Annotated in this window: 10 protein-coding genes; 7 read left to right on the forward strand and 3 right to left on the reverse strand. The window is 40.4% G+C overall.

Annotated elements, in window-relative coordinates; genetic code table 11:
• Positions 1-4: 4 nt before the first annotated feature.
• The 6 genes from PSH50_RS05235 (at position 5) to PSH50_RS05260 (ending at position 6,036) form a co-directional block, all read left to right on the forward strand.
• Positions 5-520 carry a hypothetical protein gene (locus PSH50_RS05235; protein ID WP_055252862.1) on the forward strand — a complete coding sequence of 172 codons (516 nt, stop codon included), beginning with the start codon at positions 5-7 and terminating at the stop codon, positions 518-520.
• A complete protein-coding gene (locus PSH50_RS05240) occupies positions 517-1,812 on the forward strand; it encodes a PelD GGDEF domain-containing protein (protein WP_024033097.1) in 1,296 nt (431 codons plus the stop codon). The genes PSH50_RS05235 and PSH50_RS05240 overlap by 4 nt, the downstream gene beginning before the upstream one ends.
• Positions 1,805-2,788 (forward strand): lipopolysaccharide assembly protein LapB, encoded by a 984-nt coding sequence (locus tag PSH50_RS05245; protein WP_024033098.1) that lies wholly within the window; start codon positions 1,805-1,807, stop codon positions 2,786-2,788. Before PSH50_RS05240 ends, PSH50_RS05245 begins: the two co-directional genes overlap by 8 nt.
• Positions 2,781-4,298, forward strand: a complete 1,518-nt coding sequence (pelF, locus tag PSH50_RS05250; protein WP_273587466.1) for a GT4 family glycosyltransferase PelF — start codon at positions 2,781-2,783, stop codon at positions 4,296-4,298. Before PSH50_RS05245 ends, pelF begins: the two co-directional genes overlap by 8 nt.
• A complete protein-coding gene (pelG, locus tag PSH50_RS05255) occupies positions 4,286-5,650 on the forward strand; it encodes an exopolysaccharide Pel transporter PelG (protein WP_024033100.1) in 1,365 nt (454 codons plus the stop codon). The genes pelF and pelG overlap by 13 nt, the downstream gene beginning before the upstream one ends.
• A 68-nt stretch (positions 5,651-5,718) precedes the next feature.
• Positions 5,719-6,036: a hypothetical protein gene (locus tag PSH50_RS05260; RefSeq protein WP_024033101.1), complete on the forward strand. Its 318-nt coding sequence runs from the start codon at positions 5,719-5,721 to the stop codon at positions 6,034-6,036.
• Between the two features lie 134 nt (positions 6,037-6,170).
• Here the strand turns inward: PSH50_RS05260 and PSH50_RS05265 are convergent, their stop codons facing one another.
• The 3 genes from PSH50_RS05265 to PSH50_RS05275 all read right to left on the reverse strand — a co-directional run bounded on the left by PSH50_RS05265 (position 6,171) and on the right by PSH50_RS05275 (position 9,693).
• The gene (locus tag PSH50_RS05265; protein WP_273587465.1) at positions 6,171-7,172 is read right to left on the reverse strand and encodes a D-Ala-D-Ala carboxypeptidase family metallohydrolase; all 1,002 of its coding nucleotides are present in this window, start codon (positions 7,170-7,172) and stop codon (positions 6,171-6,173) included.
• A gap of 15 nt (positions 7,173-7,187) precedes the next feature.
• The gene (locus PSH50_RS05270) at positions 7,188-8,504 is read right to left on the reverse strand and encodes a murein L,D-transpeptidase (protein ID WP_054982714.1); all 1,317 of its coding nucleotides are present in this window, start codon (positions 8,502-8,504) and stop codon (positions 7,188-7,190) included.
• Between the two features lie 211 nt (positions 8,505-8,715).
• Positions 8,716-9,693, reverse strand: a complete 978-nt coding sequence (locus PSH50_RS05275) for a DNA topoisomerase IB (RefSeq protein ID WP_138684452.1) — start codon at positions 9,691-9,693, stop codon at positions 8,716-8,718.
• A gap of 344 nt (positions 9,694-10,037) precedes the next feature.
• Here PSH50_RS05275 and PSH50_RS05280 point away from each other — a divergent pair, with 344 nt between their 5' ends.
• Positions 10,038-11,924, forward strand: coding sequence for a hypothetical protein (locus tag PSH50_RS05280; RefSeq protein WP_273587464.1), 1,887 nt, complete (start codon positions 10,038-10,040; stop codon positions 11,922-11,924).
• The last annotated feature ends 23 nt before the right edge of the window (positions 11,925-11,947 follow it).

The following is an 11,947-nucleotide window of genomic DNA, read 5'->3' on the forward strand; positions in this document are numbered from 1 at the left end:
GAATATGTTTCGTTTAATCATACCGTGTTTGGTATTAGTGCTCAGTGCATGTACCACCAGCCGTGTGGCTGATGATGTAGAGCTAGGTCCATCAACTACCGTGGCTTTAATGCCTTTGGTAAATCATGCGCAAACCCCCTTAGCCGGTGAACGTGCAGAAGATATACTTGCAAGTATTTGGCAGCAAAATAAGCTTCCTACGTTATTACGTGCACCACGCAGTAACACTAAAGACCTTCCGCCACTTGACGATCAATACCGTCTTGATAACGCCATGCAGTGGTTAAGCACACAGCAAACAGACTATGTGTTATCAGGTAGCATAGAAGAATGGCGTTATAAAGCGGGTCTAGATGGCGAGCCGGTAGTCGCACTTACACTTAGCTTAACGGCTAAAGGTCAAACAACCCCACTTTGGACGGGCACTATCGCAAAAAGTGGCTGGGGGCGCGACAGTATTGCCGCGACTGCACAAGATGTCATCGCCGATTTAATTTCGTACATTGAGGTTAGTGAGTGAAAACACATTTTTTTCGACCAAGAGAGGTCCCTGAGCTACAAATTTGGGCTGAGGTAATTGTATTTACCGCGCTTGCAATTGTGCTGCCGGTTATATTTAACGCCGAAGACCCCTTTTGGACGGAAAATGGGTTTTCGTGGCCCGTACTTGGGCCGCTGTTAGTGGCTTTGCGCTATGGTTTTTCAAAAGGCTTTATAAGCATATTATGTTTATTAGCCGGGCAATTGCTGTTAAGCAAAAGCGAAGTATTAGCGCAACCTAACGAATTTAATATTAACGCCATGATTGGTTATTTAATTGTAATTATGATTGCTGGCGAATTCAGAGATGTATGGGAGCGCACTAATCAGCAGCAAAGTATTGAGCTTGAATATGTAACTAACCGATTAGAAACCTTTACCCGCCAATACCATTTAATAAACTCATCCCACGACCGGATTGAGCAAATGTTAGCAGGTCATACTCTTAGCCTGCGCGAATCGCTCCAAGCGGTACGGGCCGTTATAGGGCAACTAACACAAAGACGCTTAGACAGTGCGGCAAATAGCATTTTAAACTTATTTGTTGAATATGGCTCACTTGAAAAAGCAGCGCTTTATAAAGTAGAAAACAACACCATAATAGAGCAACCATTAGCAAGCATAGGTGCTATGGGCGAGCTAAATAGGGAAGACCCCCTTATTAAAGCCATGTTTGAAGAGCGCGAGCTGGTTTCTGTTAAAGAGGTTAAAAATAAATTTAGCCAATACCATATTGCTATCCCACTGGTTGATATTAATAACACTATTTACGGGGTAATTTTAGTACAAAGCATTCAATTTTTTGCCCTTAAAAACACCACACTTACTTTGCTAGCCGTTATGGCCGGTAACATTGGCGATTTGCTGCGTCATGAAATTACCAACCCGGTAATGACACCACAAGAAACCCCTTATTTTGTAAGGCAACTACGCAGGGCCAACAAAGAAGCTAAACGCTATAATATTCCCTCGCAGCTGCTTAAACTCAAAGCAATGCAAACAAGTGAAGAGTCGCGCCAATTATTAGAGTATTTAAGTGAAGCTCGCAGAGGTTTAGATATTTATCTTTACGATAGTGAAAACCACACACTACTACTGCTTATGCCAATGGCAAGTGAACTGGACAAAAGTGGCTTTATATCGCGTATTAATACTTGGTGTATCGAGCACTTTGGTAAAACCGTTGATCAACTGCAAATTAAAATAGAAGAACAAATGGCATTGCCTATAAGCAGCGAACACATCGCTAAGTTAGTTGCATCCCATGATTAAAATTATCGTTGCCGCTTTTATTGGCTGTTTATGTGAATACTTTGCTTTTGCGCATATTTTAGATGCGCCTAACTGGCTGTTAATTGTTTTATTACATGGCATTGCTTGCCTGTGCTTTACCTTTGTAAGCCATGCTTTTATTCCTAACAAATACAAAACCACCTTAAAAAGTGGCTCAGCGCTGTTATTTTTACTGCTATTTACCTTGCCTGTATTTGGTATTTTAGGGGTGGTATTTGCCATTACTTTTGCCCTTAGTAAACCGCTTAAAAACAACGACATTGATATTGTAGAGCACAAGGTTCCTGCCCTGCCTTTTGAAGCAAGAAGTGTTTCAGCAACGCCTATTTACTCAATGGGTGGACTAAAAGCTATTTTAAAACACGCCAGTGAGCCAAATAAACGCCTAAGTGCAGTAATGGCTGCACGGCACATGAGCGATGCCCAAGCTATTCCTATACTCAAACTGGCTTTAAAAGACTTAGAAGATGATATTCGCTTACTTGCCTATTCAACTCTTGATAGCAAAGAAACTAAACTGAACGAAAAAATAAGCCAATGCCAGCACGCTATAGCCAATACCACGCAACAACCTAAATTAAGCAATCTGCAACGCCAACAAGCCGAGCTTTATTGGGAGCTTAGTTACTTAGGCTTAGCACAAGGCGCACTAAAAAAGTACGTACTAGAAAAAGCAGAAGCACTAACCTTAACAAGTATAAAGTTTAACCCGCAGCCAGCAAGCTATGTGTTTTTAGGGCGAATTCAACTTGCGCTCGGTAAATTAAATGAGGCGCAGCAAAGCTTAAATTTAGCCACGCAATTAGGCATGGCCAGACGCCACGTACTACCTTATAAAGCCGAAGTTGCCTTTGGATTACACAATTACACAGACTGTCAGCGCTATCTTGAAGAGCTAGCACTACAGCCTAAAGGCTCTGAGTTACGCCATTTACAGGAGTATTGGCATGAGTGAAAAAAAAGCCGACATTTTACTCTTACTTGAAGGCACTTACCCTTATGTACGGGGCGGCGTATCGAGCTGGGTACACCAAATTATAGAAGGCCTGCCTCACTATAACTTTGAATTAGTGTTTGTCGGTGGCGCACCCGAACACTACGGCGACATTCAGTACACGCTACCAAGTAACGTAACTAAGCTGCATGTTCATTATTTAGTTACGCAACACAGTACAAAAATAAAAGCAAAACATGGCGTTAAATATAAAAAAGAACTGTTTGATTTTTGGCAGCAATTGCAAGGGTACTTCCGTGACTGTAAAGACCCAATACCGACGGAGCTTTTAAAGTTTGCCTTTGAAAATCTAGCTAAAAAAGACGGTATCAACGAAGCCGATTTTTTATACAGCGAGTCGTCGTGGCAGGTGCTGGCAAACTATTATTTAACCTATTGCGATGAATCGTCATTTATCGACTTTTTTTGGTCGTACAGAAATTTGTATAAACCACTGTTTAAAATAGCCGAAATAGCTCGTTCACTCCCCGATGTTAAACTTATTCATTCTATTTCGACAGGCTATGCTGGCATATTGGGCGCAGGTGCAAGCGTTATACACAACACGCCATTTTTGCTTACCGAGCACGGTATTTATACTAAAGAGCGTAAAATAGATTTAATACAGGCCAGCTGGATAAAAGAGTCTGAACAAAGCCTAGGTAAAAACCTAAATACTGAAATGGGCTTTATTCGCCGAATGTGGATCAGCTTTTTTGAGCAAATTGGCCGCACTACTTATCATCAAGCCGACAAAATCATCTCGCTTTATGAAGGGAATAGACAAAGGCAAATTAAAGATGGTGCCTGCGAAAGTAAAGCCTCGGTAGTGCCTAATGGTATAAAAACAAAACGCTTTGCTGATGCGCTTAACGCGAGACCTAAATCGGTCCCTATGGTGGTTGGGTTAATTGGCCGTGTAGTACCAATAAAAGATATTAAAACCTTTATTCGCGCCATTAAAGAGGTCCAAGCCGAACTGCCAGACATAGAAGGCTGGATCATAGGTCCTTTTGAGGAAGACCCACAGTATTATAAAGAGTGCCAGCTACTAGTAAGCAGCCTAGATTTAGACAAAAACATTACGTTTACCGGCATGAAAAACATCGTCGAAATACTCCCAAAGCTAGGCATTGTTGCGCTGACTTCAATTTCTGAAGCTCAACCATTAGTACTGCTTGAAGCAATGGCTGCAGGCGTACCTGTACTTGCAAGTGACGTGGGCTCGTGCCGAGAAATAATAGAAGGGGCAAGCGAGGAAGATAGGGCCCTTGGTAAAGCTGGCGAAGTAGTTTCTATTGCCTCACCCAGCGAAACCGCACAGCAAATAATCACCCTATTGGAAAATGAGCAAACATGGTATCAGTACCAACAAAACGGCCTCAATCGCGTTAAAACATACTACGACGAGAGCCATATGTTTGCCCGCTACGATAAACTTTACAAGGATACAATCGCATGGCCGGAATAGGTTTTGAGATACGTAAAATTCTCAAAAAAAACACCCTACTCTCTGTTTTTGAAGCATACGGTTATGCGGGATTAATAGGCTCAGGCCCTTGGCTGCTTTCTATCATTGCGCTCATGCTAATTGGTATTTTAAGCCTAGGTGTCGTGCTACCTAAAGTATTAATTATTCAGTTTTTAACGCTTATTACGTATATGATGGCAGCGTCCCTTATATTAACCGGCGGTCTGCAGCTATTATTAACGCGTTTTGTTGCCGATCTGTTTTTTCAAAAAAAGGACGAGCAGGTACTGCCTAATTTACTTGGCGCGCAGCTAGTTACCACCCTTGCCGCATTACTGATTGGCTTAGCTGTATGGCCAATACTACCGCTACCTGTTGTGACTAAAATAATAATATTAGGGGCGTTTGTAAGCTTATGTAACCAATGGCTTGGCGCTATATTTTTGTCGGGAATGAAGGAGTACCGGCTTATTTTAGTGACCATGTTAAGCGGTTACAGCTTTATGGTGTTACTGGCATTTTTACTGCGCGACTGGCAAATAGACGGGTTGTTTTTTGCTTTTTTTGCCGGTGAAGCGCTGCTCTTTTTTAGCTTTTTGTTTATGATTATTCGTCGCTACCCTGGCGGTAAACTCATTAGTTTTGATTTTTTAAACAACAAAAAAGTGTATTACAGCCTATTTTTTTGTGGGCTTTTTTACAACATAGGCGTGTGGGCCGATAAAATTATTTTTTGGTACTCCCCCGCTACCTCTATTCAAATTATAGGCACATTAAGAGCAAGCCCTATTTACGACTTGCCTATATTTTTAGCCTATTTAACCATTATTCCAGGAATGGCGGTATTTTTAGTCAGAATGGAAACCGACTTTGTAGAACAATACGACCGTTTTTATACCGCCATTAGAGGTGGCTCATCGCTTGAAGAAATTTTTTACCTAAAAGATAAAATGGTGCAAACAGCACAAGGCGGCCTTTACGATATATTTAAAATCCAAGGTATAACCGTTGCGTGCTTATTACTGTGGGGCGAGCAAATACTGACCTTTATAGGCATAGACCCTAACTATAAAACATTACTGTTTATTGATGTGGTGGGTGTAGGTGTACAGGTTATATTTTTGTCTATTTTAAATATTTTATTTTACTTAGATAAGCGTGCCACCGTATTATTTTTATCTGGGCTGTTTTTGTTTATCAATATCGTATTTACGATTGCCTCAATTGCATTAGGGCCACAGTTTTATGGTTACGGTTTTGCGCTCTCGACCATAATTACATCTGTAATTGGTCTGTATTGGCTATCAAAACAATTTGAAGAGCTTGAGTACGAAACTTTTATGCTGCAGTAGAACCGCCGTACCATTAATGGTAACTTACAAAAGTAAAGCTAACTTTAATTAAAAAGGACTTATCTTTAATGAAAAAAGGAATTACCACGCGCTTTAATATCTTTGCAACCATAGCTTTGTGGGCTATTAGCTTGTTGTATACGTTAATGACGTTTGATGTAGGGAATGCATATCAAAGGAATAGCCTTATTGATATTTATATACAAACATTCACAGTAAAAATGGTGCTACTGCTAGCAATGTGGATTATAAGCGCCTGTATTTTGTCGGCACTATTTAAAGAAGTTTGGAACCGTTTAATTTCAGACATCTTCAACCTTCGCTTAATTGGTTTGAACGAGTCTTATACCTTATGTGTTTTAATAACATGGCTGTTATTGAGTTAAATCTTTGCACTTAAATTTTAAGTAAAAGGTAAAAGGTAAAAGGTAATCAATATTTAACAATGACCTGCTTAGTATTGGCAAAAAAATTGCCAATACTTTTTATGCTAACGTGATTACTAACCATGAAACATATATTACTTACTCACCCAGCGCGCTTTAAAACCACGCGTATCAACATGTATAAATGCACCGCGATGCGATTTTGGCCCGTAAACACCTAAACCGCCAAGTAAGCCTTTAAATGATTCTCGCTTAGCGAGCGACTCCACTATACCAGCCATAGCTTGTGCATCACCAATAGAGTGCTTGCCGTCTTTGTTTATATCATCCATACGGTAGTCGCCATCGTTATCTATAAATATATCGGCAGCGTCGCCAAACACATGGCGGCTAAGCTTTACGTTACCAATGGCTTTGTTGTAATAAGGGGTGCGGTAACCGCTCATTACCACCATATTTTTAACCGATATGTTTTCTAAAATCAGCTCTTTGCGTATTTTTTCAAGTTTAAGTAACAACTTATTTTGTAAAAATAAGTATTTAGGGTGCTTACTTCGTTGCTTACTCACAAATTCTTTAAGAGAAAAATGCGGTGATATTTTTATATTTTCGTTCTCTGGGGTCACCTTTACAAAACCATCGGGCACTATGTAATGCTTACTATCTTTAATTTGTGAGGGCGTTGGGTAATGGCCAATGTGGTAATATTTAAGCTTTCCACCTTGTACTTCATCTGCAGGTACTTTAACAAACACATTAATTGTCATACGTTGCTTTTTGTCGGGGGATTCAATAATTACCCGTGTTAAGCCAGGCTTTTTAGGCGCCTGCCACTGCCAGCGGTTTGTATCAGTTAAGGTGGCGTTGCTATGGTTATTAATAAATGAATAGGGTCGTTTTGATTGTGCGTAAAGCACTTCAAATTCAACTGCCTCATTAGGCATCACAAATACAGAAAACACCGAATACGGCATTACTATGTCGTTAATTTTTAGGCTAAACTCTGCATCTTCAAAATTTGCTTTATTTTGAATATCAACGCTTGGGTGTGCTTTTTTCACGGGCTCGGCGGCATAACTACCTACGCTTACGCAAAGCGCTAATATGCCCCCTAAAATACACGGTATAAACGGCATAAATCCTCTCATAGTCTATTTAATCAATGCAGCAATGACTGACTGATCTTCGTTTTTAAGTAATGCTTTTGCGTCGTGTTGATAAATATCGTCTCTAAAATTAACGAGCATGTCTTCATCAACCCACGCCGTCCAATACACTAAATGAATAGGTAAGGGCTCATTTAAATAAAAAGTTTGAGTGGTATCGGTATCTCTGGCTTTATCCACTTGCTTAAGGGTGCGCTCTTCACCTTGGTGCTTAATTATTTCACGCGCCAATGAAAATGGCTCTTCAACCCTTATACAGCCATGTGATAACGCACGCTGCGCTTGGTTAAAACGCTGCTTTGCTGGAGTATCGTGAACATAAATGGCTTCAGGATTTGGAAACAGATATTTCACTTCGCCAAGTGGGTTTTCATCCCCTGCCCGCTTAACTAAAAAGTGATCAAACTGATAGGGCTTAATAGCCTGCCAATCAATATTACTGGGGTTAACTGTTTTAGAATCTAGGTAGCTGTTTTTTCTAACTTCGATATTATTTTTAGCAAGGTACTGAGGATCTTTTGCCACCTTTGGTGCTATTTCTTTGGTTGCAATAGAGGTTGGTATGCGCCACTCAGGGTTTACTACAAATTTTTCGATTTCGTCACTAAAGGCAGGTGTTTCCCAACTCGGCTTACCCACAATAACGTTATTTTGTAGTTTTACTTCGCCTGCTTTTACATAGCGCAATGTGTACTCAGGTATGTTTACATACACATACTGCGAATCACTTGAGCCTGCGAAGTTAGTTATGCGGTAAAAGTTAAGCTTTAATTTAGCCAATTTTTTCTTAGCGGGTACATTAAGCTTAGCTAAGGTGCGCTTTCCTACTCGCCCATCAACCTTTAAACCGTGGCGACGCTGAAACTGTTGCACAGCCTGCTCAATGGTTTTATCAAATGTGCACATTGCGGTGTCACATACATTGCTGGTTAAGTCACGCTCTTGATACAAACGCAGCGCCAACTGACTCACCGCTTTACTAGTGCTGCCAAGTTCAAGCAACTCATTAGTGTATAAAGGGGTAAACCCGCCACTGTTAACTATTTCTGTGTACCAGTTAATTGCTTTTTCGGTGCGCGCTATTAACTGTGCTGCATTTTGATCAAAATAATAATCGCCATTTTGCAATTGTTGTTGCGAGTTGTAAGTGGTCAATGAAGAGCTGGCAAGTGCCACACTTTCAAGATCTGCACTGCCTAGCGCTTGCCCTGTTAGCATGGCGCTAACGCAGCCTGCAAGCGTAGCGTGTAACGTAATGTGCTTTACCTTTGTAGACAATGCCTTTGAAAATAACCCCTTCACTTTGTACCTCCTCGCTAAATATCATTGATAAATGCTTTTGTACTTACTGCTTAACAGTAATTTGAAGGTGCAATGCAGGTGCCAAAATAAAATAAAAACACAAAACACTGAAATTTAATAACTTTTTAAACTTTCACATGGTAATTAAAAAACACTTCAACTACGCAATTATGTAATTTGGTTGCTGTAGTGTGTAAAGTTGCTATAGCAATTAGTCTTTTAAAAAGGCTAAAAAGCCACGCTCATAACGACTCAAGTATTTTGTTTTTCGCGGTAAAGAAAGCGACTCTCGCCACGCTGTTTGGGTTTGTTCATCCTCTTTACACAAGGCAATTAAATCCGGGTGAACATACGATTTACGGGCAATAGCGGGCGTATTACCTAGCTGCTCAGACACACTCTCGAGCATACTCTTTAAACTAAGTGCGCCTTTTGCTTTTACAAGTTGCTTAAAGGCAATAACACTGGCTCGCCAGGTTCTAAAGTGCTTAGCGCTAAAGTCCTCACCCATTATTTGTTGAATATACTGGTTAATTTCACTAGAGGTTACGTTTGTGCGCTCTCCATCGCTTATATATTGAAACAAATGCTGACCGGGTAAATCTTGTAGGTCTTTAATTACATGGCTAAGCACTCTGTCGGTTATGTTTACCTCGCGCTCTTTGCCCGATTTAGCCCGATACCGTAGCTGTATATTTTTACCCGTAAGCTTAGCATGGCGATTGCGCAGGGTTGTGGCGCCAAAACTTTTGTTTTGCTTTACATTTCGCTCGTTACCTACCCGCAATGCACCTAAGTCCATAAGCCTAACTACCGCAGCTAATGTGCGCTCTACGCTGAGCTCATCCCCTTGTAAATCGTTTTCTAAACGGGCACGCAGTAATGGCAGCTTATTGCCAAACACCCCACAGGCTTGGTATTTTTTCGCCTCTTGTTGAGCTCTAAAATCTTCATGGTAGCGGTATTGCTTACGGCCTTTACTATCTATCCCCGTTGCTAAAATATGGCCATTTTCTTCAGGGCAAAACCAAGCATTTTTGTAGGCGGGAGGAAACGCTAACGCATTTAAACGATCAATCACTTTTTGATCGGTGATTTGCTTTCCTATTGGGTCAAAGTACAACCACGTTTTGTTTTTACGCTTACGGGTTATACCGGGTAAATTATCATCGACGTAGATTAGTTTCATTTATGCTCCTAGCAACTTAAACCAACATCAATAAAGGTATCACTGTAAAATAACCTTAAACTGAACAACGTTATTGATATATAATCAAAAATTGAACAATAATATAAAAATCCGTTTAGTTTAATTACCTGCTTAAGTATATAAACTGCACCTTTTGGTAGCGTTTAGCTATGCTCATTTTGGCCAAAATATACACGGATAATAATACCAACTCGCTTAATTAATTAGTCTATTTGAGCCCGGAAAAACATAGCTAACACTAGGTTTGGTCCCGCAAATGATTAAGTATTATTGCAAAACTGGTAACCCCCCTTAAATAATGTGCTGTTTACAAGGAGCATACAATGGCATTTGATTATGGTTCTATTGATCTTGGGTTAAAAAACCCCTTTAAGTTGGAAGGTAAAGTAACCGCGCTAAGAGGTATTATTGAGTCGGTAGCAGGCGTAAGTTTACTTGTTATAGCTGCAAGCTCGGTGAAAGAAAGTACCACCGCAGGCTGGATTTTAATGCTATTTGGCATGTTTATTTTAGCGCTGGGTATTCGCTCTTTATCGTCAGGTATTTATGCCACCTTAAAGTACTTTGTAGGCAGAAACCACCCTACATCGCTTGCGTATAATTTTAGTAAGTCTGAGAGCTCTACCGCGCAAGAAGAAAAAAAAGAAGTAGCCTATAACGCCCAATCACTCGAAGAAATGCTGGTTGGTCGTAAAAACAGTACCTTTAAAGAGCCTAACGGATTTTTATCTCGTTTGTTACACAGCTTAATTCCCAAACTGTTATTTTTACCTTACCCAATTCGAAATGTTGCGCAGCGATTATTTGGCTCATGGGTGAGCACGCTTGTTGCCTTAATTGCTTATGGGCTTGTAGCGTTTGTTTCGCTGTCGGGCTTTACTGGGGAAGCTGGCGAATTAGCCTTTCCGGTTTACAGTGCTATTTTAATGTTTTATGTGCTTTTTTCTTGGCGCTCAAGTAGCAAACCTATCTCTCGCAATGCTGAAAGAAACATTGAAGCGCTGGGAGGCGGTACATTAGCTAAAATTATTTCGTTGTCGTTTATTTTGCCGATTGTTATTGGCCTTTCTATGTCGTGGCTAATGCAAGAGCAACATATCAGCAAACAAGAAATAGACGCGTGGATGGCACAACTGCCAAACTTGCATGCTGGCATATACCTCATTGCCATTATTATATTAGCAACGTTAAGCTGCGCATTAGTATTTACAATGATCAAAGCACGCTTAAACGCAGTGACCCCTACCGCCGAAGTGTCAGAATTACGTGAAAACTGGCAAGAGTCTGTTCACCCTGATGAAGTATTTATAAACCTTGATAATCTTGTCATGGCAAATAGACGCTACAAAGAGGTGCCCAATAGAGTTTACCGCGAGCTAGACCCAAAACTGCAAGAGCAAATAGAGGGTAAAGGCGGTTTTAAAGGCGAAATGATTCAAGAGGTTCAGCCTAAACTGCATGCTATGGAGCTAGGTAAAAACTTTACCCTAGCCAGATTAGTTGCGCTAATCAGTGCTAATTTACTTTATATTGTGGCGTTAGCATTAACGGTGTTGTTAGCCTATTCATTAATAGATATTTATTACTACATAGATAGCGCTAATATTAATAATTTACAGCAAGCGTTTAATAACCAAAACGTTATACAGTTTAGTAGCTTACTAATGAGCAGTGTTCATATTTTAATAATAGCAGTGATTATTAAAGCCTTTGCTCGTTTACTGGCTAACTGTGCTCATTTATTTTTTGCCGAAATGCAGTTTGAATCATTACTTGTGTACTTTAAGTGCGAAGGCACATTTACCGAGTCAAAAATTTCAACGGGTACAGGTATTCACGACAGCACCCGCTCAGAAAACACCTTAGTGCGCAGCAGTATCACGCCATGGGTCATTGTCTCTCGTGTTATTACGAGCACGTTTGCTGCCACCGGTATGAAAAACCTTGAGCCTCCTCGCCATATAATGGAAATGCACAAAGATGAAGGTCAATTACAAGCCATTAAAAATGATGTAATTGCCTTTCTAAAAGACCGCGAATCGATTGCCTCCATTACCAGTGAGCGCGATTTAGGCAATGCATCGCAAATACATCAATTAAACCAACAAACCCGTGCAATACCTACTCAGCAAGCAATAACAAAAGAGGATGAAGAGGCCGCTGGTTACCTAAGGCAAGAAGAGAACTTAACACCAGAGCCTAAAGCTTAATAATCGCTTTGCTATATTTTTAA

The organism is Pseudoalteromonas sp. Angola-7 (assembly GCF_028599255.1).
Taxonomy (GTDB): domain Bacteria; phylum Pseudomonadota; class Gammaproteobacteria; order Enterobacterales; family Alteromonadaceae; genus Pseudoalteromonas; species Pseudoalteromonas atlantica.

What these genes read in the sequence shown, in the direction of transcription:
- PSH50_RS05245 (WP_024033098.1), top strand. Translation starts at nt 1,805, where the DNA reads ATGATTAAAATTATCGTTGCCGCTTTTATTGGCTGTTTATGTGAATAC.
- PSH50_RS05260 (WP_024033101.1), top strand. Translation starts at nt 5,719, where the DNA reads ATGAAAAAAGGAATTACCACGCGCTTTAATATCTTTGCAACCATAGCT.
- pelF (WP_273587466.1), top strand. Translation starts at nt 2,781, where the DNA reads ATGAGTGAAAAAAAAGCCGACATTTTACTCTTACTTGAAGGCACTTAC.
- pelG (WP_024033100.1), top strand. Translation starts at nt 4,286, where the DNA reads ATGGCCGGAATAGGTTTTGAGATACGTAAAATTCTCAAAAAAAACACC.
- PSH50_RS05265 (WP_273587465.1), bottom strand. Translation starts at nt 7,172, where the DNA reads ATGCCGTTTATACCGTGTATTTTAGGGGGCATATTAGCGCTTTGCGTA.
- PSH50_RS05235 (WP_055252862.1), top strand. Translation starts at nt 5, where the DNA reads ATGTTTCGTTTAATCATACCGTGTTTGGTATTAGTGCTCAGTGCATGT.
- PSH50_RS05280 (WP_273587464.1), top strand. Translation starts at nt 10,038, where the DNA reads ATGGCATTTGATTATGGTTCTATTGATCTTGGGTTAAAAAACCCCTTT.
- PSH50_RS05275 (WP_138684452.1), bottom strand. Translation starts at nt 9,693, where the DNA reads ATGAAACTAATCTACGTCGATGATAATTTACCCGGTATAACCCGTAAG.